17 protein-coding genes and 1 pseudogene are annotated in these 21540 nt (G+C 56.1%); 9 read left to right on the top strand and 9 right to left on the bottom strand.

Translation table 11 applies throughout. From position 1 onward, the window contains the following. Positions 1 to 81: 81 nt before the first annotated feature. A complete protein-coding gene (locus tag G6L28_RS14920; protein WP_174064619.1) occupies positions 82 to 387 on the top strand; it encodes a hypothetical protein in 306 nt (101 codons plus the stop codon). 73 nt (positions 388 to 460) lie between these two features. Here G6L28_RS14920 and G6L28_RS14915 read toward each other — a convergent pair whose 3' ends face one another. From G6L28_RS14915 to G6L28_RS14895, 5 genes and pseudogenes are all read right to left on the bottom strand, one after another. Next, entirely contained in the window at positions 461 to 2698 is a 2238-nt protein-coding gene (locus tag G6L28_RS14915; RefSeq protein ID WP_174064618.1) for a glycosyltransferase family 4 protein, read from the bottom strand. Beyond that, entirely contained in the window at positions 2695 to 5880 is a 3186-nt protein-coding gene (locus tag G6L28_RS14910) for a glycosyltransferase (RefSeq protein WP_234902595.1), read from the bottom strand. The genes G6L28_RS14915 and G6L28_RS14910 overlap by 4 nt, the downstream gene beginning before the upstream one ends. Before the next feature lie 73 nt (positions 5881 to 5953). Next, positions 5954 to 7144 (bottom strand): annotated as a pseudogene (locus G6L28_RS14905) (glycosyltransferase family 1 protein); the annotation flags it as partial. A 59-nt stretch (positions 7145 to 7203) separates the two neighbouring features. Then, positions 7204 to 8358 (bottom strand): glycosyltransferase, encoded by a 1155-nt coding sequence (locus tag G6L28_RS14900; RefSeq protein ID WP_174064615.1) that lies wholly within the window; start codon positions 8356 to 8358, stop codon positions 7204 to 7206. A 256-nt stretch (positions 8359 to 8614) separates the two neighbouring features. Beyond that, positions 8615 to 9595, bottom strand: coding sequence for a sugar phosphate isomerase/epimerase family protein (locus G6L28_RS14895; RefSeq protein ID WP_174064614.1), 981 nt, complete (start codon positions 9593 to 9595; stop codon positions 8615 to 8617). Between the two features lie 288 nt (positions 9596 to 9883). Here G6L28_RS14895 and G6L28_RS14890 point away from each other — a divergent pair, with 288 nt between their 5' ends. The 5 genes from G6L28_RS14890 (at position 9884) to G6L28_RS14870 (ending at position 15036) form a co-directional block, all read left to right on the top strand. Beyond that, on the top strand, positions 9884 to 10825 hold the full coding sequence (locus tag G6L28_RS14890) for a D-ribose ABC transporter substrate-binding protein (protein ID WP_174064613.1): 942 nt from the start codon (positions 9884 to 9886) through the stop codon (positions 10823 to 10825). A 66-nt stretch (positions 10826 to 10891) separates the two neighbouring features. Continuing rightward, positions 10892 to 11515 carry a DUF2291 family protein gene (locus G6L28_RS14885; protein WP_174064612.1) on the top strand — a complete coding sequence of 208 codons (624 nt, stop codon included), beginning with the start codon at positions 10892 to 10894 and terminating at the stop codon, positions 11513 to 11515. Continuing rightward, positions 11512 to 13056, top strand: coding sequence for a sugar ABC transporter ATP-binding protein (locus G6L28_RS14880; protein WP_174064611.1), 1545 nt, complete (start codon positions 11512 to 11514; stop codon positions 13054 to 13056). Before G6L28_RS14885 ends, G6L28_RS14880 begins: the two co-directional genes overlap by 4 nt. Next, positions 13053 to 14135, top strand: coding sequence for an ABC transporter permease (locus G6L28_RS14875; RefSeq protein ID WP_174064610.1), 1083 nt, complete (start codon positions 13053 to 13055; stop codon positions 14133 to 14135). The genes G6L28_RS14880 and G6L28_RS14875 overlap by 4 nt, the downstream gene beginning before the upstream one ends. Positions 14136 to 14226: 91 nt before the next feature. Continuing rightward, the gene (locus tag G6L28_RS14870; RefSeq protein ID WP_174064609.1) at positions 14227 to 15036 is read left to right on the top strand and encodes a DeoR/GlpR family DNA-binding transcription regulator; all 810 of its coding nucleotides are present in this window, start codon (positions 14227 to 14229) and stop codon (positions 15034 to 15036) included. Between the two features lie 28 nt (positions 15037 to 15064). Here G6L28_RS14870 and G6L28_RS14865 read toward each other — a convergent pair whose 3' ends face one another. Further along, entirely contained in the window at positions 15065 to 15820 is a 756-nt protein-coding gene (locus tag G6L28_RS14865; RefSeq protein ID WP_174064608.1) for a GntR family transcriptional regulator, read from the bottom strand. A 160-nt stretch (positions 15821 to 15980) separates the two neighbouring features. On the opposite strand from G6L28_RS14865, the gene G6L28_RS14860 reads away from it, so the two are divergent. Together G6L28_RS14860 and G6L28_RS14855 are read left to right on the top strand one after the other, a co-directional pair. Further along, positions 15981 to 17183: a mandelate racemase/muconate lactonizing enzyme family protein gene (locus tag G6L28_RS14860; protein ID WP_174064607.1), complete on the top strand. Its 1203-nt coding sequence runs from the start codon at positions 15981 to 15983 to the stop codon at positions 17181 to 17183. A gap of 10 nt (positions 17184 to 17193) precedes the next feature. Beyond that, complete coding sequence (locus G6L28_RS14855; RefSeq protein ID WP_174064606.1) at positions 17194 to 17964, top strand: SDR family oxidoreductase; 771 nt, start codon at positions 17194 to 17196, stop codon at positions 17962 to 17964. 85 nt (positions 17965 to 18049) lie between these two features. Here the strand turns inward: G6L28_RS14855 and G6L28_RS14850 are convergent, their stop codons facing one another. Then, positions 18050 to 18409 (bottom strand): hypothetical protein, encoded by a 360-nt coding sequence (locus tag G6L28_RS14850; protein WP_174064689.1) that lies wholly within the window; start codon positions 18407 to 18409, stop codon positions 18050 to 18052. Positions 18410 to 18587: 178 nt separating this feature from the next. On the opposite strand from G6L28_RS14850, the gene G6L28_RS14845 reads away from it, so the two are divergent. Further along, positions 18588 to 18917, top strand: a complete 330-nt coding sequence (locus G6L28_RS14845) for a DUF2322 family protein (RefSeq protein WP_174064605.1) — start codon at positions 18588 to 18590, stop codon at positions 18915 to 18917. A gap of 61 nt (positions 18918 to 18978) precedes the next feature. On the opposite strand, the gene G6L28_RS14840 is transcribed toward G6L28_RS14845, so the two are convergent. Both G6L28_RS14840 and G6L28_RS14835 read right to left on the bottom strand, forming a co-directional pair. Then, entirely contained in the window at positions 18979 to 20166 is a 1188-nt protein-coding gene (locus G6L28_RS14840; RefSeq protein ID WP_174064604.1) for a glycoside hydrolase 5 family protein, read from the bottom strand. Between the two features lie 14 nt (positions 20167 to 20180). After that, positions 20181 to 21539 (bottom strand): hypothetical protein, encoded by a 1359-nt coding sequence (locus G6L28_RS14835; protein ID WP_174064603.1) that lies wholly within the window; start codon positions 21537 to 21539, stop codon positions 20181 to 20183. Position 21540: the final 1 nt, after the last annotated feature.

The following is a 21540-nucleotide window of genomic DNA, read 5'->3' as shown; positions in this document are numbered from 1 at the left end:
TCCCTTACGAGCCAAGAGCCTGTTTCGAACTATTAGTCCTGACGCGAGTTAGACCTCAAGACGCTAACAGGAGAAGCAGCAATGGCCGATGATAGCACGACAACCGTAAGGGCAACCTTCAAGACACGACAGGAAGCAGACCTCGCTGTGGAGCACCTCGTTCAGCAATACGGTGTGTCCCGCCCAGACATTTTCATCCAGTCGGCCACTTCAGCAAACACTGCGGGTTCAGAGCCATCCGGAGGCGACGTTACCGGCGATGAAGAGCGCGACGACGCCCCGCTGAACGGCGAGATCGAGGTGTCTGCCGACATTTCCGTGAGTCAGCTCAGTGCGGTACAGCGCAGGATGGGTGAGGCAGGTGCGCTACGCGTTACCGGTCATTGAATGATCACGAAAAGCGCCGTTTTGTTCGAAGCGGCGCTTTCATCCTATCCCAGACAAAACTATTCCCGCCTGCTTATCGTCGTGATTTTTCTATCTCTTCCGCTAGAGGAATGAATACTGCTCGGCCTTCGGCGGATGGAGAGGCGGATAACAGGCCATTTTCGCAGGCACGCTCGTCGTCCCAACCGGGATGATTGACGATTGGATAGAGACACAATCCTTCAAGAGGAACACCCGCCCTTAACGCCTGCTTTGCCTGTCGATAGACGTAGCCAAACCAAGATTCCCTTCGTTCTGCCTCGATACCGGTCTCCGCAATCATGATCGGCTTGCCGTATCTTGCATATGTCTCAATCAGCATCGTGCTGAGCGGCTTGTAGAAAGGATGGCCGACATCGATGGGCGGTCCTCCGTGAATCCACTGGTTGTTGTAGTAGTAATTGACCCCAACGATATCGAGATAGCGTTCGTTACCGCCGATCTGAGGCCACATTCTCCCTGAAATCAAATCCCATCCCTGAAACTGTGCCTGCCGGTGGCCTTCTGCGGCACCGGCTTCCCAGGGGCGCATGGGGTCGGTCACGACATTGATGATGGGATCGCAATGTACGAAGCGGGCTTTGGGCTCCACTTCAAGTATCGCGTCCATGGCGGCTATGGCTGCGCGCGCCAGTTGGACCTTGAGTTCAAACCCTCGCCTCCTTGCAAAAGGGTTGAGATAGCCGGCGTCCCCTCCGCCCCAGGAAAAGAAGGAAATCTCGTTGACTGGACAGTAAAAAGGGATGGCATCGCCTTCTCCTTTGACCATAGTCGCGCAAGCTTTTGCAAAACGAGAGAAACGGTCGACGAAGGCGGGAGACCAGATATCGATATCATCCGGCCAGCCATAATGAAGAAGGTCCCAGATCACCTGCGTCCCCGTCTCTCGTGCTGCTCGAAGCATCGGGAGGATGCTCGACCAGTCGTAATAACCGGCATTGTCGATCAGGTGCCATCGGAAGCCGTCACGCACGGTTCGTATTCCGAAAGTGGAAAGTTGCCGATAATCCTGTGCGGTCAGCTTATCGTGACTGATAGCCCGTATCATATCGAGGCGACGACCTACGTGTTCGCCGTCTTTTGGTCGCAGGCGATGCGTTGAGCATTCAAAGCCACCTTGCAGAAACGATTGAAACAAGCCCGTTGGCATAGCTGGCTTTCTGTCCGCGAGCACATCTGCAAGAACCGCTTCCCATTGCGGAATGACGGCCTCGGCCGAGTAACACGTCTCTATCTTGCGGCGTAACGCCAGACCAGTTTTGCGCCTGCGCTCGGGTTCGGCAATCAGCTGACATATTCGCTCAGCGATTGCGTTGATATCATTATAGGGCACGAAGCAGCCAGAGACACCGTCTTCGATTTGCTGCATGGCACCATTGTCCGGTGTCGCGATCACCGGCAAGGATGCTGCACCCGCTTCGGCAATCACATGCGGCATTCCTTCGCCTCTCGATAGCCAGACGAAGATATCGAATGCGGAAAGCAGCTCTGGAACATCGCTCCGATCTCCAAGAAACTGGAGCCTGCCGCCAAGGCCGCGCTCTTCAGCGAGTTCCTTCAGGCGCGTGGCATAATCGGGCATGAATGCATCTGCCCCGCCGACGATGACGAAACGGGCAGCGGTGTTTGAAGCGGCGACAATCGATGCAGCCTCGATGAAATCTTCGACGTTCTTTTTGGGGTCGAGCCTGCCGACCCATCCGACGACGAGATGGCCGTCTTCTAGTCCCAGATCCGTCCGGATACGATTTCGGCTGTTCGGGTCGAAGGCAGCAAGATCGACCATCGACGGTATTTCAAGCGCGTGATGCTCGCGCCCCGGCATACGGGAGGCTGCCGCGTCCCGGATCGATTTGCACACGCCAACATATCTGCTGGTCAGGTGCTTGGGGCCAGCCAAGGCTTCCGATACCAGGCCGCCATGCTCGATCAGCGGCGGTCGCAGGTGCAGACGTTCGAGCGCCGGATAGATATCCGCAACATTCTGGCAGGATACCACCACGTCATAACTGGGGATTTTCCCGGCCAGATAGGACACTGTGTCCTCAAACGACAAGGTGTAGGGCGTGGTGTCGACATTGACCCCAAGCGCGGTCAGTTGCTCGTGGGTTTGCTGCGGCATTCCCTGCTTATGAAAGCAGGCGACGACATCGATGCGATATCGGCTGGGATCGAGGTTCTTGGCAAGCAGCCTAACCTCTGTTTCTTCACCACCTACGACCAGCCAGGCAAACACGAATAGAATACGAACGGGAGCAGGCTCTGTCGTCATTCGCTCACCTTGAACACGACTTGCAGAAACTCAGGCCGGTTTTCCACAAGGTTGATGAGGAATACCAGCGCATCATCGATTGGCACGACATGAGTGATCATGTGATCGAGAATGGCGCGTTGTTCGTGAATGAGAAGCTCGACTGTTGAAAGAGCCAATCGCCTCCGGTCCCAGAGCGCCGCAAGTCCTCTTGGCACGCGGTTGATCTGCGCGCAGCGCAGGTTGAGGCCATTGTGGTGAAATTCTTCGCCAAGCCGCAACCTGTCTGCGCCACCCTGATAAAATGCCAGATCGATGACGGTTCCTTGCGCACGCAGGGCTTTCATCGCTGTGTGCAGGCTATCGGAATGCGCCCGGGTTTGGAAAACAACGTCAGCGCCGCGACCCATCGCGCCATCATGCCACCTTGCTTTGGCGTGCTGCCAGGCGTGGTCTTCCGTCATGGCAGTGAGCCCCATGGCTTCGGCCTTTTGCCGCCGAAACTCCGAGGGATCGGCGATCACAACCTCTGAAGCACCCAGATGGCGGGCAAACAGGGCCGTCATCAGGCCGACCGTGCCTGCGCCAATGATCATAGCCGGGCGGTCACGGATGCTCGCGCCAAGCCCTGAAACATGCGGCCCGAACGCTTCCGCGTCGGCGTGCAATATCCCGTTTGCTGCAATCGGCCCCATCTGTGCGACGAAAATGCCCAGTATCGGGTCCAGCGTTTCCGGCAGCTTTATCAACAGGTCGTGGTAGGGATCTGCGGTGTGTCCGGTCTTGTGGGCATAAGTGGAAGCGACGATGCTTCCTTCGGAGTAACCCTGTGCGCGGCTCTCGGAAATGCGCGCCACTTCCATATAGCCCAGGAACGGCACCGGATAATGGAGATCGGGCTCGTTTCCTGCAAACACACCCCGTTCGCCGTCGAAGCGCGATTGGAAATAGGGGTTGGTATTCTTCATGAAGGTTAGTTCAGTCCCGGCTGAAAGCCCGGTGTAAAGCGTGTCCAGCCTGATCAGGCCATCAGCCGGTGGACCTTCTTCGTACTCGAAAAAGTACGGCCGTTTCTCGGCCTCGATGCCGAGCGAACGGATAATGCGATGACCTTCGGGCAAGCCGCGCGGTTCATCAGGCTGAGGCTGAAACCGCAGCGGTGCAAGTTCAGGGCGTGGCGTGTCCGGTGGATCGAGCTGGACCGGTCTGCCTTCCTGAATGGATTTTTCGACCGCCAGCGCCAGCCGGTGTGTCTGAAGTGCCTCGCTATACGGGCAGCGAATTCGATTTTCTCCGCCACGAACGGCGTCGATGAGGTCGCGGTCTTCCCGCCATACGGGATCACCATTGGCACCCCTGACGGGCCTACCCCTGCCGACATCCACCATGATTTCTCTGTCGGTGAGTTCAATCGCCAAATTTTCAGCAAAGACGTGAAGCCCGACACGATGACTCCAACCAAGCAGGCAGGTGGAGGCTATATTGGCAACGACCCCGTTCTCAAATGTGAGGTTTGCGGTGCTGGTTGTTGAAACGTCGAGATCCGGAAAGTCGTGCCTGTCCTTGTGACTGGCGCGCCCGTAGACTTCCGTTACCTCACCAACAAGGAAGCGCGTCAGATCCAGCAGATGTGTCGCCTGCTCAACCATCTGTCCGCCCGACTTGTCCTTTTTCCACCACCATTGCGGCGGCGGCGTCGAGTCCAGCCAGTAGCCGGACATTAATTGCGGAGGGTTTTCGGCGAGCAAATATCTCGCCTCGTCGACTGTATCGAGATAGCGCCAGTGATAGCCGACGGCAGTGATCAGGCCTTTGTCCGTTACCGCCTTTGCAATTTCCTCAGCCGTCTGAAGATCAACCGATACCGGCTTTTCCACGAAAAAGGGGATGCCGCGCTCTATGAGATCCCGTTCGGCATCACCATGCGCAAAAGGCGGGATACACACATAAACCGCATCCGGCTTCACGCTATCAAGCATCTCCCGGTGATGCGCAAATGACTTCGCACCAAAACGCATGGCTGCCTGATCGGCGCGACCCGTATCCGGATCGGCAAATCCCACCAGTTCGACCTCTTCGAACCCAGCCAGAATGTCGAGATGCCGCTGGGCGATGCCGCCGGTGCCGATAAAGGCAAGTCGCGTTTTCTGCATGGATTGGTCCTTTTGTGAATTGCGGGCAGGCGCCGCAATAAAACGGCGATAGATATCGGCGGTTTCCGATGCCATTCTTTGAGCGGTAAATTCGTGTTGGAAACGCTTTTGGGCGAGCAAAGCGGATGCTTCTGCTTCCTGACGGTGATCGATGGCATATATGATCGTCTTCGCCAGCGAGATGTGATCGCCCGCATCGGCAAAAAATCGATGATCGGAGCCCAGTGCCTCCAGTGTACCGCTCACTCTGGTAGCGATGATGGGCAGGCCAAGCGACATCGCTTCCAGCGCCACAAGCGGTAATCCCTCGAAGCGTGACGGCAGCACGAAGAGATCGACCATGCTCATCAGCTCTGCGATATCCGAGCGGCGACCCAGAAAATGTATATTTTCATCCAGGCGGCACGCCGTCGCCATCGCTTCGATATTCGGACGCTCTTCACCAGTCCCGACCAGTAGAAGCGTCGTCGCTGGATGCGTCTTCACCACTTCTTCTAGGGCGCGCAACAGAGTCGCGTGGTCTTTCTGGGCGCTAAAGCGCGCGACATTCAAAAGAACGATGCGGTCTTCCAGCTTCAGATTTCTGCGCAACACGTCCGTTTTGCCACCGGCTTTCAGAGGGTAGATCCCATTTTTGATGGTCGACAGCCGCTCTGGAGGAAGGTGCGGTGCATAACTTGCGTACGAGGCCTCCGACACCACGATGTGGTGCGACACGCGCGATGCCTCAACGCCGTAGCTCCGGCGTTGCTCGGGGTCCGTCAGAAGATAAGGCAGGTGTTCGGTGCGAATGACTGGTATATCGGCAGCAAAGCCTGCTGCGACCAGCCCGTGCCCCTCCCATCCAATTCCCGCATGAACATGTAAAAGATCGAATGGCTCGTTCGAAAACCAGCTTTGAAAGTGAGCCGTATCTTTTGCGAGCCTTATCTTCAATCCCAGTCGGGCAGCGCGTGAAAGAACCTTGTCATCATCCGTCGCTATCAGGGCGATGGTGATATCGAAATCCGTTGCCAACGCTTGTCCAAGGGTAAGCATGTGCTCACCCATCCCGGACGGATTTCGACTGTCGGTCGCTAATACTACCTTGGGACGGTCACTCAATTGCGGCATCCACCATTGGCCGCGTCTTGTGTTTCTCGCAAGGTTTCAGCCTGTTAGCTTCAACGGCGTTATCGACAATCATTGCCATGGCCCTGAATGTCCTGTCCCAGGACATGTTGGCGAGAAGGCCATCAACTGGTTCAAGCCAGGCTTTATCCCCGCGTGAAAGCCGTACGGCCTCGTCGCAGAGCCTTGCAAATGAATCTGCATCCGATGCTATGAAAACGCCATCCACCTCCCCATAGGTTTTGACGACATCGTTGATCGGCGTGCTGACGACTGCTTTTCCGGCCGCCAGATATTCGGGAGTTTTCGTGGGGCTGATGAACCGGGTCGCTTCATTAAGTGCAAACGGCATCAACGCCGCATCCCACCCAGAGAGGTAGACGGGTAGTTCACTATAGGACTTCTGGCCAAGATAGTGGATGTTCGCAGCACGCGGTAAGTCCTGTTGCGAAATCTTTACCACCGGGCCGATGAATACAAAGGAGAGATCTGGTCGCAATGCGGCAACCGTGCCGATCAGGTCGAGATCCAGCCTCTCATCGATCACGCCATAATAACCTAGCCGGGGCGCAGGAATATCGGCCTGATCTACCGGCTGAACAAACTCCATTCTCGCGACAAAGAAGTGTGAACTGTCGACGCTGGAAGGGAAGGGGTGGATATTGTCGTGTCTGTCTCTCTTCGCCTCGTAAAGGCTGTGCCCGCCTGTGAACACCGCATCGGCACGCGCCATCAGCGCCTGTTCGGAGACTTTCAAATCAGCGGGCGCAAACCTGAAATTCGCTAACTCGTCCATGCAATCATAGACAACCGCTGCCGCTTCGACATGGCTCGCAAAGTTGTACATGGCTGGTGTGTAGAACCACAATATCGGCGGGCTGCTGCCCATAAGCGCAATTAGTTCATCGAGAAGTCCTGCAAGTGCTGCTTCGCGTTCCTGTTCACTCCACCAATGTGGCACCCTTGGACGCACTGCTTTTACGGTGGTCCCTGCGAATGGGTGGATTTCCAGATAGGCGAGGTGATGATCCGTCGGAATGAATTCCTCGAAAAAGAAGACCTGTCGCTCTGCCGAAAACCGCTGCATCAGATGTTGGGGTCGCTGCAAGACGAAGTCCCAGCGTAGATGAGAAAAGCAAATTATCGGATGATTGATAGCAATAATTTCGTTGGCGGGCGTTGGGAAGGAATTCAGTAGGTTCATCGCGTACCCCTTAAGACGACGCCACCGAACCTGTATGTGATCTTCTTGTTCCGCCAACTCTATTCAAATTTTCGAAAATTATTCGTCAGCTGCGCAAATCGCTTTATCGTGTGAGGCCAGGTCCAGTGTTGAAGCACATGGTCACGCGGTGAAAGTGCTTCGCACCGGTCCAGCAGGTCGAGAATTCCGAGATGGAAATCGTCTTCGGAAGCCGTGCGCCCGGTGGCATCGCTGATATACTGTAGCCCACACCGCAACGCACTGTTGGCCAGCACCGGTATACCGGCAAGCATATATTCCGTGATGATTGCGGGCGCGCCATCATCGACCCCGCAAACCACCCCGATCCGCGATTGGTTCATCAACCGGTTGACTTCCTCGAAGGGTACGCCCGGAGGGCCGATAAAATCGACATGGATATTGAGTTCGAAAGCCTGTCTTCTGAGATCATCGGCCATTTCGCCATATCCGCAAACGCAAACCGTGCGAAGCGTAGTTGGCAGTTTGGCAAGGGCGTTGAAAAGGACATCATGCCGTTTATAGGCCTGTGCCGCTGCGACATAGATAATGTCGTAAGCCTTTGGCAGATCGAGCGGGTGAAACGTGACGTCCGATGCGAATTCGGGTCCGATCGGCATCACACTTGTCTGCATCTTCGGATGACGTGCCTTGACCTCCTGCGATTGCCAGTCCGCTCCTGTCAGCACCAAATCGAAATGACGACTGACATTTGGTGGAATGCGCAGTGCCGGGGCGTCAATCGAATTGTAGATTTTAAAGCTTGGCGTGCAGGCGGCGAGAATGTCTTCGTGAACGCCCAAGCCCCACACGCACAGAACATCTGGCGCACCGAAGGCTTCGATATGCCCCAACATGTCGTTTGAGTTGATAGGCGCATCTGGTCCATTCATGCGAAAGGCACGACGCGTCAGATACGGCGAAACCGTGGTCCAGCTGTGGGGCGGGTTTTCTCCGCGCCAGTGCGTCCATATCTCTGCGCAATCCACAAGCCCGGCTTTGATTGCTGCCAAGGGCAAACGCTCCAGATAGCCGCCATAAACAACAATCTCGTCGGGATGTCCGATTCTGCGGGGTTCTTCCCCACGAGCCCCGCCTGACCACTGGCAACGATAGGCATCAACGTCGGGTAGATGATCTTCGGATGAATGGCCGTCCTGAAAATCACTGATGACGACGAGGCGACGGGCTGTCATGGAGGGCAATCACCGAGACTGGAGGGCGTTTGTCAGGCACGTGTCGTAAACGCCGCTTCTGAACCGAAAACCGAACACCGGAAAGACGATGAGGTTCCGTGAAGCCCGAAAACTCCTTACGTCACGGGTTGAATGCCGCGGGCAACGCCATGCATCAAACGCTGGCGAAAGTTTCATTTGATAGCAAATAATTTCGCTTGCCTACGAATTAGGCAAGCCTAATATCTCGTCTAAAACTAAAAAAGCCGAGCGCCGCCTACATGGCGCCGAACAGGGCCTTCTGCGCGATCTTCAGCGCGCCAATAGCATCGTGGCGGCTTTGTGCTTCCTTCAATGCGTCGACATCAAGTGCATCAAGGCCCTTGTCGGCGGCTTTCAGGAAGTCGATTGCGTGGTTTGCGGTGGCGACACTGTCTTCGCGGAACGGGAACTGGTCCAACTGCCAGACGCCTTCCCATTTGTTCTTTCTGAGTAAGTAGAAGAACTCGAACAGTTCGATAGGGTGGAGGCTGCCCGCAACGAGATCGTCATCCCAGGAGCGATAATTGTCGTTCACGTCCATGCCGAAGAGGCGACCGTAATCGATGGCAAGCTGCGCACTATCGGCGGCGGATTCGCCGCCCATGATGGCGTGACCGAAGTCCAGCAGGATGCCGACATTCGGCAGGCCTATCTTCTCAATACCCAGCAGAGTGCGAGCGACAGAACCGAAGCTCATGCGCACGCGCGGTTCGCGTGGCTTGTACTCGATGACGAACTTCAGGTCCGGGTTCTCGCTGGCAAGTTGGCCGACGCCATCGAGCGAATGCTTCCACAGCGTGCCGTAATCGACCTGGAAGGGGTAGTCCCATCCATCCTGCCCAGGCCATAGTTTGACATAGTCAGCGCCGAAGAACCGCACCTGATCGCATGCGTCCGTCACGATCTCATGTGCCCGTCGCCGAACGCCGGCATCCGGATTGGTGAAAGAGCCTTTGACGAATTCGCGGGTGTAGATTTCGGGCGTAATGCCGATGACGCCGAGATTGTTGCGATCGAGCGCTTCCTTGACCTGAGCGTTGGAAAAATCACCGCCAAAGAAAGGATAGTTGATATCCACCACCGACAGATCCTTGACCTGCCCAGCCAGATCGATGGCATCGATAACGCTTCTTGGAGTGCCGTATCCGTCAGTTGCATAACGATCGAGATACGTGGCGAAATGCCAGATGCCGGCACCAAAACGTTGTGTGGTCATATGCTCCTCCAAGCAGGCGATCAGTTCTTTCGCGCTTCTGATTGCTTTCGAATTCTTTCGATCTTCTGTCATTCTGCACAGGCTTATAATGTTTTCAAGGAAATTTCCTAGATCTTTACTGTATTGCAGTGCAAAAAACATCGTGCATCGCACAAATAGCAATAAAAATCTTCTGAAACGAAAGACGAATACGAGATTTGCAAAAGTATATTGACAAAATTCGAAAGCAATCGATAGTCTGACACTCGAAAAGCTGCTGGAGGGCGGCTTTGCCAACGGGAGGTCTTCATGAAACTGACGAAACGTCTTTTGATGTCCGTCGTCGCTCTCGGCATCGCCGGTGCGATGTCCAGTGCTGCGATGGCTGCGGACAAGATTGCAATCATAACACCGAGCCACGACAACCCTTTCTTCAAGGCGGAAGCTGACGGTGCCGCCGCCAAGGCGAAGGAACTCGGTTATGAGACGATGGTGCTCGTCCATGACGATGACGCTAACAAGCAGAACGAGCTGTTCGACAGCGCGATTGCCGCAGGCGTCAAAGCCATCATTCTTGACAATGCCGGGGCCGATGCTTCGGTCGCTGCAGTCCAGAAGGCCAAGGACAAGGGCATTCCGTCCTTCCTGATCGACCGCGAAATCACGACCACCGGCGTTGCTGTCTCGCAGATCGTCTCCAACAACTATCAAGGGGCGCAGCTTGGCGCGGAGGAATTTGTCAAGCTCATGGGCGAAAAGGGCAACTATGCCGAGCTCGTCGGCAAGGAGTCCGATACCAATGCCGGTATTCGCTCTCAGGGCTACCACGACGTCATCGACCAGTATTCGGAAATGAAGATGGTCGTGAAGCAAACGGCGAACTGGTCCCAGACCGAAGCCTATACGGTGATGGAATCCATGCTTCAGGCGCATCCTGACATCAAGGGCGTTATTTCCGGAAACGATACGATGGCAATGGGCGCTTACGCTGCCTTGGAAGCTGCCGGGCGTAAGGACGTGATCGTCGTTGGCTTCGATGGCTCCAACGATGTGCGCGACTCGATCAAGAAGGGCGGTATCAAGGCAACCGTTCTGCAGCCAGCCTATCAACAGGCACAAAACGCGGTTGAACAGGCTGACAAGTTCATCAAGACTGGATCGACGGGCCTTGAAGAGAAGCAGTTGATGGATTGCATTCTCATCAATGCCGAAAACGCCGGTAAGCTTGAGACCTTCGCTCTGAAGGATTGATCGTGACGACCACCCGGGCCGCGTCCTGGTCCGGGTGGTTTCCGCTTTTCAGAAAGTCGAATAGCCATGAAAATTACCAGCGTGCTTTTGGCAGGCCTGCTCGTCGTGTCCCTCTCCGGCTGCAAATTGGTCAAGACCAAGAGCGCCGAAGATGGCGGGGCCGCTGCCGATCCGATTGCTGAACTCGTCGATACGTCTTTTGATGCGAAGCTCGTTCCTGCCTTGAACGAAAAGGCCGTCGACCTCGCAACCTTGCGCAACGACGTCAAGGCTGGACTGGATGCAGCCGGTGCCAAACATGGCGTGCGTGTTGGCGGTGCAGGTGGTGGCTGGAACTTTGCCGTCAAGGGCAGTGGTACCGTCACGGAAGAAAACCGCGCCTCCAAGGCAGGTGTCGCTGACATTGATCTCGATGGCGATGGCCAGCCGGACGCAAGGCTTCAGCTGGGGCCGGTGATCAAGGGAACATCGCTGCGCGATACCACCACACTCTACGATTTTTCCACGTTTCGGGACCAGATCGAATATGCCAAGCTCGGAAGAGCCTTGAACGACAAGGCCGTCTCGAAGCTACCCGGCGCTGATACGACTTTGAAGGGTAAACGCATCACCTTCCTTGGGGCGGTGACGATCCGCTCCGCCAGCGAAAAGCCCCTCATCATGCCGGTTTCCGTAGAGGTTGCGCCATGACGGGAGAGACGCCTTCAGACCCGCATCCCATCGGCCTGAAAATACGCAACGGCTCCAAGATATACCCAGGTACGCAGGCGCTGAAGAACGTCGATTTCGATCTGCGGATGGGCGCGGTCAATGTACTCGTCGGTGAAAATGGTGCGGGCAAGTCCACACTTATGAAAGTGATCGCTGGCGTTGAGCAACTGAATGGCGGCACGATTGAACTCGATGGTCGGGAAATCACGTTCTCCGACAAGTCGGATGCCGCAAAGCACGGTGTGGGCATCGTGTTTCAGGAGCTGAACCTTTTTCCCAATTTGACGGTCGCCGAGAACATCTTTGTCGGGCACGAAAAGACCCTTGGCGGCATTCATATAGACAAAGGCGCGCAAGTTGCGGCTGCGCGCGCGCTGATGAAGCGGCTCGAGCAGAATATCGATCCTGATGTTCCGCTTGGAAACCTGAGGATCGGCCAGCAGCAGATCATCGAAATTGCCAAGGCACTGGCGGAAAACGCCCGGATACTGATCTTGGACGAGCCTACCTCCGCGCTCTCGGCGGCAGAAGTGGAAGTGCTGTTCCGCGTCATCAACGACCTCAAGAAACAGGGCGTCGGCATCGTCTATATTTCCCACCGCCTGGAGGAGCTGATCAGGATCGGCGACTATATCACCGTGCTCCGCGATGGAGTGATCACCGGCTCCCGTTCGATGAAAGGCGTGGATATCCCGTGGATCGTCGCCAACATGATCGGCAGTGCGTCCAAGGAGTTTCCAAAGACTGTCGCGCATGAAATGGGTGATGAGGTTTTCCGCGTTGAAAATATCTGCCTGCCGAGCCCCGCTGGCGGCTATGCCGTTGATCACATGTCGCTTTCGGTCAAGCAAGGCGAAATCGTAGGGCTCTATGGGCTGATGGGTGCCGGGCGTTCCGAGCTGCTGGAATGCATCATGGCACAACATCCCAACTCCACCGGACGGTTTTTCATCGAGGGCAAGCCGGTCAAGGAAAAGAGCGTTGCAGGCCGTATTCGCCGTGGCCTGGCGCTGATACCGGAAGACCGCAAGCGTGACGGTCTGGTGCAGATCATGACGATCCGCGAAAACCTCACCATGTCGTCGCTGCGTGATTTTACCCGCGGTTTTCACCTCAGTCTCAAGGCAGAAGCCGACAAGGCGAAGGAATTCGTCAAGCGCATGGCAATCAAGATCGCCAGCCTCGAGCATCCGGTGTCCAGCCTTTCCGGTGGCAACCAGCAGAAGGTCGTTATCGGCAAGGCGCTGATGACGAAACCGAAAATCCTGCTGATGGACGAGCCTTCACGCGGCATCGACATCGGGGCAAAAGCTGAAATCTTTCGCACCATGCGACACCTTGCGGCAGATGGTCTCGGAATTTTGTTCGTAACGTCGGATCTGGAGGAGGTTCTTGCACTCTCCGACCGCATCCTCGTCATGGCAAATGGCAGGCTAACGGGGCAATTCCCGGCCGGTGCCAATGCAGCGGATGTCATCTCCGCTGCCACGCCTAATCTTAAAAGGGTTGAAGTATCATGAGCAGCATCGACGCCGCTGGCAACGTCAAGACCATTACCGGAAGCCACAGAAAACGAACGTCCGCGCTCCTCATGCTGTTGCACATGCGGACATTCGTGGCGCTGATCCTTGTGTTCACCTTCTTCGCCATCGCCGCGCCGAATTTCCTGTCAGCCGGTAATATGCTGATTATTTCAAAGCATGTGGCGCTGAACGCGCTTCTCGCCATCGGCATGACATTTGTCATCATCGCAGGCGGCATCGATCTCTCGGTTGGTTCGATTGTTGGATTGTGCGCCATGGTGGCGGGCTATCTCGTCCTCTATGGTATCGACCTCTGCTTTTTAGGCGTTGGTTACAGCGTCCAGTTCAACACTCTGGAAATCTGCCTGATCGTGCTTGTGGTGGGCGTGTTCATCGGCTGGATAAACGGATTGCTGATAACCAAACTCAACGTCGCACCTTTCATTGCAACGCTTGGAACGCTTTACGTGGCTCGCGGCGCTGCATTGCTCTTTTCGGAAGGACGCACGTTTCCCAATCTTTCCGGTAATCCGGAATACGGTTCAGACACGTTCCGCGTCATCGGTTCGGGAACACTATTCGGCTTGCCGGTATCTGTCTGGATCATGGTGGTCGTTGCATTGCTCGCGGCCTATCTTGCAACCAGAACGCCGCTTGGCCGACACATTTATGCGGTGGGCGGAAATGAGCGGGGTGCTGCGCTCTCCGGTGTGCGCGTCGACCGGGTAAAGCTGTTCGTCTATATGTTCTCCGGTGTCTGCGCAGCGCTCGTCGGCCTCATCATCTCATCGCAACTTCAGGCCAGCCATCCCGCGACCGGTGAGACATTCGAACTGAACGCGATTGCGGCTGCGGTGTTGGGAGGCACGTCCATGTCGGGCGGACGTGGCCGCATAGCAGGCACGATCGTCGGTGCATTCGTCATCGGCATTCTCGCCGATGGACTGATCATGATGGGTGTCTCTTCATTCTGGCAGACGGTGATCAAGGGGCTGGTGATCATTGCCGCGGTCGTCGTAGACCAGGTTCAGCAAAAGCTACAGGCGCGCGTGGTGCTGCAGCAGAACGCCAATTGATCATTTGATCGGGTAAACCGATGTTGTAAGGGTTGGGAGAGGAATCGAGCAGTTTCATTTGATCTCGAAACACGGGTTCAGGCAGGGCCACATGGAAGCGAAAGACGAACATATCGCATCGGAAACGATGATCGGCCTGTTGTCCGAACCAAGACGTCGCCGCATCCTCGAATGGCTGCAGGAGGAAGGTTCGGCGCGTGTTAGAGAGCTGGCATCGGCGTTCCGCGTCTCCGAAGCGACCATCCGCCAGGATCTCGAAAGACTTGAAAACGAGGGTTTCATCACGCGTGAACATGGTGGGGCCTACCTTAATACGGCGGCACCGCAGGCGGGCACCATGTCCCTCCACCATCAGGATAACATGGACAAGAAACGCCGCATCGGAGCGCTTGCGGCAAGCCTTGTCAAAGACGGTGAGACCCTCATTCTCGATGCAGGTACGACGACAACGGAAATCGCAACCCGCTTGACCGGTCGCCGTGATCTGACCCTGATCACCAACGCCCTCAACATTGCAATTATTCTTGGTTCGGTGCCAAGCTTTGCCGTTCACATGCCGGGTGGCCAGTTCAAGTCGCCAACGCTCTCGCTGTCTGGCGATAAGTCGGTCGAGTATTTTCGCAACATCTTTGCTGGAAAGCTGTTTCTCGCGACCGCAGGTGTCGCACTCGATGCTGGCCTTACCTATCCAAGCTTTGCCGATCTTCAGCTGAAGGAAGCCATGATCAAGGCGGCGGCGCATGTTTATCTCGTCGCGGATTCGACCAAGATAAACCGCTCGTCATTCACCCGTCTGGGCTCCCTGGACGTCATAAATTCCTTCATCACCGATGACGGCATCTCCGACAGGGATGCGAAGGAATTTGAAAAACGCGGCATCGAGTTGCTTATCGCCAAATGATGCGGCGATTGGCTGCACCCATCGGGCGCTAAATCTTGAAGATTGGCTCGATGCTGCAATCCAGCAGTCGCGGGTCTATTCCTTTTTCCATCTCATCGAACATGGAATCCACGAACCCGATCAGCGCGTCGGTTGCGGAAAGGGCGGTATCGAGATGGCGGTTCGCGACTGCATTGAGTACCGACAAATGGCAGTCGACCGTCTGTGAAAGATCTGCCTTTTCGAGCGAAATCGTGTGGTGGATGAAGCCGATACGGCGATAGATCGTATGCAGCGGGCGTAACGTGTGCTCGAGGAACGGTTCGTTTGCTGCGGCGAGCAGAATCTGGTTGATGCGACGGTCTAGGGCGTTGAATCCGCTTAGCGTGATTTGATCGCGCCGTTCTTTAAGCGCTCGCTCCATCTGCAGCATCTGATTGCGGTGGGAAAGGCTCGCGCGCTCCACAGCCAGCCTCACGACAAACCGCTCCATGTCGCGACGCAGTTGCAGGAGCAGACGTTCCCGCGCCAGATCAATGGGAGCGACCCGCAAGCCATGGCGAGGCAGAACGATAAAAAGCGTATCTGCGGCAAGCTTGCTGACGGCATTGTGGACAGGCGTGCGACCGAGACCGGTGGCTTCCTGCAGTTCCTGCAAGGTCAATTGGCTGCCCGGCTTCAGCTCGCAATTGATCAGCAGTTCCTCGATGCGCTCATAGGCAAGATCGATGAAGTTGACCCGGTTCGCGCGCTTCGGCTTCGTGTCTACCGTCACCGGTTTAGGCTTGGTCTGCTTACGTGCCATGTCCAGTTTCCTTCCGTCGCGGTCAACAATTCAGGGCATCGACCGATATAAATATGTTGTGAAATTTCACAAGCAATATTAGTGTCCATTTCCAAAGCGTGCTGGGAGGTCCGCTCGATAAACGGGATGCACACTACAAGCGGGACCTACGGAGGAACCAATGAAAATTACATCTATCGAAACACTGCGAACGGAGGAGTTTGCGAATGTCCTTTGGGTGCGCGCGCATACGGATGCTGGAGTCATCGGTCTCGGCGAGACCTTTTATGGCGCAGGCGCGGTCGAGGCGCATATTCATGATGTTCTGGCCGGCCGACTGCTGGGTAAAGACCCGTTTCGGATCGAGGCGCTTGCCCGTGAACTCGTGAACCTGCCGATGGCGCAAGCATCGACGGGCGCGGAATATCGCGCCGCATCTGCTATCGATCTTGCTCTTTGGGACATTTTCGGCAAGGCCTGTGACCAGCCGGTCCATCAGATGCTGGGCGGTCTCTGCCATGATCGCATTCCGGTCTACAATACCTGTGCTGGTTACGGCTATGTTCGCTCGAACAAGATCAAACCGGTCGATACGTGGAATTTCCGCGACAGTTCCGAAGGGCCCTATGAAGACCTCAAGGGCTTCATGACGGATGCGGGCGCGTTGGCGGAAAGCCTGCTGGAGCAGGGAATATCGGCCATGAAAATATGGCCGTTCGATCCTGCTGCCATCGAAAACGATGGTCGCTTCATCACCGCAGAACAGTTGCGCACCGCCATAAAGCCGTTCGAGCAAATCCGCGCCCGCGTGGGTGACAGAATGCAGATCATGGTGGAGTTCCACAGTCTCTGGAACTTGCCGACCATCAAGAAGATCGCTCGTGAACTCGAAGCCTTCGACCCGACATGGTACGAAGACCCGATCAGAATGAATTCCGTTTCCGCGCTCAAGGAGCTTGCTGCATCTACGAGTGTACCGATCTGCGCGTCGGAGACGTTAGGCTCCCGCTTCCCCTACAAGGACATGCTGGAAGCTGGTGCCATCGGTATCGTCATGACGGATTTGGTCTGGACCGGTGGTTTGACTGAAGGTCGCAAGATTTCTTCGCTCGCCGACACCTATCATCGCCCATACGCGCCGCATGATTGCACGGGCCCGGTTGCCTACGCTGCCGCGGTTCACTCGTCCTTCTCGCAAACCAACACCATGATCCAGGAGTCGGTCCGTGCTTTCTACACCGGATGGTACAAGGAGCTTGTGACCAACGTTCCCGTTATCGAAAACGGTTATGTGTTGCCGATGGAAGGTCCGGGTCTCGGTACGGAATTACTGCCACAGGTCTTTGAACGTGCGGACCTGACGGTTCGACGCAGTGCGCTTTGAGGTAGGCAACATGAACCACCAGTCGATATTCAATCTTCAGGGCCGTACCGCTCTCGTTACCGGCTCATCGCGCGGTCTCGGTCGTGCCATGGCCGAGGGGCTCGCCGTCGCAGGTGCGCGTGTCCTTATCAATGGCACAGATCCGTCGCGGGTCGCTGAAACGGTCAACAACCTTCGCAAGGCCGGACACGAGGCCGAGGCTGCTTCATTCAATGTCACCTCGGAAGAGGAGATAAAAGCGGCTCTCGCCAAATTCGATGCGGCGGGGATCGCGGTTGATATTCTCGTCAATAATGCCGGAATTCAGTATCGCAAGCCGATGGTCGAGCTGGACACGGCAGACTGGCAAAGGGTCATCGACACCAATCTCACCAGCGCCTTCATGATCGGCCGTGAGGCGGCGAAACGGATGATCCCGCGTGGATATGGCAAGATCGTCAATATCGGCTCACTTACAAGCGAACTCGCCCGCGCGACGGTCGCACCCTATACGGTCGCCAAGGGCGGGATAAAGATGTTGACCCGTGCCATGGCTGCGGAATGGGCGCAGCACGGTATTCAGGCCAACGCCATCGGCCCCGGCTATATGCTCACCGATATGAATCAGGCTCTGATCGATAACCCGGAATTCGACGCCTGGGTAAAGGGTCGCACGCCCTCGAGACGTTGGGGTAAACCGGAAGAACTGATCGGCACCGCCGTCTACCTTTCTTCATCGGCGTCCGATTACGTCAACGGCCAGATCATCTACGTCGATGGCGGAATACTAGCCGTCCTTTGAAACATGCACCAGCGGCCACAAGTCGGGTCCGGCTCTCGAACGATTCGGGGCCGTGTCGATCCAGCTGCTGGTGCGCGCGCAATATCTAGGCCTGCGCGTGTTCTCGAACATCGTCCAGCAGGAAATGCACGACTACATAATGCGTCGTATATTTCTGGCCACTATCGGCGACGCTCTCGACGCTGCCACCATCGGCTGGATGCCATTTCTGATAATGCGGATTGTTGGCAATCAAGGTGATGGCCTTGCCTGATAACCTGCCATCCAGTCGATAGCGCGCTTCCGCCAAAGGCCAGATTTTCTCGAAATCCTCCCGGCGAATACGGGCTTTCAGTGCCTTTCTGCTGTTCGTTTCTGCTGTTGGGTGTTCGCCCGCTCCAGGCGGGACATCCAGAACAACCTCTTCCGCTCCATCCAGCAAAGGCGAAAATTCATCTGGCCACATCCGACGCATGCACTGCTCCTCCCAAAGCTTTTCATCCGGTAGATGCGCCATGATAGCGTCTCCGCCGCAAGAGGCAACGGGAGTTTGAATGCTGTCGCGGATATCCGGCTGCCGTATAGCGGCAGAGAGTGAATGCTGCTAAACGCGAACTATCCCTGTCATGAGAAAGGAACCGGTGATGATCCAGCCCACGGCGTCGTTCAAGGACAATCTGCAACTGCTGCCGCCAGTCGAAGACCTTGCTCGTATCGATCTCGTCGATGATGCTGGCGTCGTTGTCGCAACGATCGAAAATCAGCCGGGCAAGCAAGGATCGCTCGCTGTCTATCAATATCTGCAGCAATCTTTCGGCAAGCTCGATACGAAAGCGGCACAACATGGCCTGTCAATTTTTGCCGAGCATACTGCCGATGCGAAAAATCGTCCCGGCGCTCACCCCAACATCGACCGTTTGTTCGAGATCGCTGACGGCGCTGTTCCCCTGAAGATCCAGCTCATTTCCCGGTAAGGGTTGTGACTGACGTCAATGGTCAGCGCGGGTCTTCGTATTCCGAAACCTGGAATGCTCATCATTTTTCCTGAAGCTTAATGGCGGCGTCGCGGAGCACCTGCCAGGCGTCGCCTCCATCCTTGTGAATATCGAACCGGTCGTGATCGTCTTCAGGATAAAGGCCTGAGTCCTGCGTACTGACCAGCCGCCAGACGACCCAGCCCGCGCAGTTCGATGTGTCGATCGTATTCAGCCAGTTCCTGTACGCATTTGCCTGATCGGGGTCGGATCGTGGAACTCCGAATTCCTCGAGGATCACAGGTTTCCCGATCTTTTTGCCGATACCGCAATATTCACGGATACGGTCATCGAATTCGGAATGGCTCATTTTGACGTAAGACGGATAGCCATGCCACGTACCGAAATTGACGGTCGGGATGTTCATGTCGGACAGCTTCTGGTTCATGTTGCCGTGTCCCGTCGTCACGAGTTGCCTCGGCGCCAGAGATTTGACGTATGCCGACATTTCGGACAGCCAGTCATGCAACAAGGGCTCCGGATGAATGTCCGGTTCGTTGGCGAGCTCCCACGCAAATATCGTCGGATCATCGGAATAGCGAACACCGGTAATCGTGTTTACCCGCGATAGAACGTGCCGCACCCATGCCTTGTAGTCGTTGCGTGTCCGCTGGTCCTGCGCAAAGAATGTGTATTTGTCAGAGCTTCCGTACCATGCGTTCATCTGCTGGGCGCCACCGGTGTAAGCCCAGAAATCGACGAAGGCGATGATCAGCCTGAGATTGCGTTTGGACGCCTCCGCGATGACCCGATCCACCTTTTGAAGGCCGTCCGGTCCGTCATTGGGAACCATCTGGTTGGTTATGGTGTCCCAACTCATCATGTAGACGCCCTTGGTTCCAAGGTTGCTGGAATCTGACGTGCTTTTCGAATTCCATATGGTTGGAACCTTGCCATCCAGAGATCCGATGACAGGCTGAAGAAAGGTGCGCACCACATTCGCACCCATTGCGGTTGCATCGTCCAATACTCGGGTCATTTCCCCTGTCGAACCGAATGTGAGATAGTGATTGTTCACGCCAGCGACGCGAAAAGGCTTGCCGTTCAGTTGAAAGGCATCGCCGCTCGTTGTGACGAAAGCATCTTGATCGGGCGCCTGCGCCCTTGCCGCTTCAGGTGAAACAGTCTGCGAAAGCAACAGCGCGAGGAAGCAGAGAGCGAAATTCCGGATAGGGTCGATAAGCCTCATCTGCCAACTCCTTTTCAGGCCCGCACCGCAATGTCGATCTCGCCTGCATTGTCGATGGAGCCGACAGCCGCAGACATCGCCCCGCTCACCGACGCCACCGCGGGAAATGCAGCCGCGTAAAGTGCCCGGCATAGAATGAGACCTTCGAGCGAAACGGCAAGCACCCAGAAATTGGCCGTGCCCGCGATGCCGGACTGCGCGCCCAACGCGGCGGCGGCGATTTCCACCACGGCACCGCCAGCCAGAACCAGCGTTGCGCGACCGAGATTGCCACGAACCCGCTGAACCGCCAGATAATGATATTTCGCAACGATACCGAAGGCCGCGAAGCCGAGAAACTGCAGGCCATTTCCGGCGATCACCTCATATGCCGGATTGAACACCCACAGCATGAGGCGTGAAAATAGAAGGAAGGTCAATGCCGCTCCCGCGCAGACCAGCGTGGACAGAGCGAGCGAAACGCGCAGACGCGCCGCAAACAAGTCCGGCTCGCGGGTTGCGATGGCAAACAGGACGGAAGCCAGCGACGCAGGAACGAGAAGCGCAACGTTGAGCAGCGTCCATGCGGCATAGAAAGCTGCATTGATCTGCGCCGACAGCATCACCGTTACCACGAAAGGCATCAGCAGAGACGGTGCCTGAACCGCCATGCTGAGCGCGTGATGGCCGAACACCTGTCTGCAAACCGGACGGAAGGAATGAACCTCTGGCCTGTGAAAGACCTGGCTCCCTTTATATGCAAGCAGCCCCGCCACGATGACGAGTGAAATCAGTTGCCCGGCAAACCATGTCGTGAAAATTTCCAGTCCACTGGCCGCCCCTCCAAGCGCCACGCCGAGAGCGATCAGCAGCAATAGCTTCACGCTGGCAAAGACGACATTTCGTATGAGCTGGACAATGCTGCGCAAAAGTCCGACCATCGCCTGATCGAATACGAGCGTCACCCCGGTCAACGCGCATCCGGCGAGAAACAGGAGATCTGTCGCAGAAGAACTGACGATGGGGCCAAGCGGCGTCGATGTATATTCCGCGATAGCCAGATAGATCATTCCCATCCCGGCAGAGGCAAAAAATGCGATGAGAAGTGCGCCGGTCAGAAACGGGCCGGGCCGCTTTTGCCGACCTATCTCTCCCATCAGAAAAGGTCCAAGACCGACTTCACCGAACTGCGCAAGAAGGTTCATCAGGGATATGGCCGCCGCCGCAAGGCCAACTGCCTCCGGCGAGAATGAACGCGCTGCAAACCACCAGTAGACGAAGCCGAGGATCGCGGTCATTAATGTGCCAAGCCCCAGCATCCCCGCATTGAGAAGCAATGCCGCCTGGCTGGTGAGAAAGCTGCGAAGCTTGCTGATGAGAATGGTGAGCGCCATC

This window comes from Agrobacterium larrymoorei, from assembly GCF_013322225.1.
Classification (GTDB): domain Bacteria; phylum Pseudomonadota; class Alphaproteobacteria; order Rhizobiales; family Rhizobiaceae; genus Agrobacterium; species Agrobacterium larrymoorei_A.
Note: the sequence above shows the minus strand (reverse complement) of the source record. Positions and strands in the feature narration are given on the sequence as shown.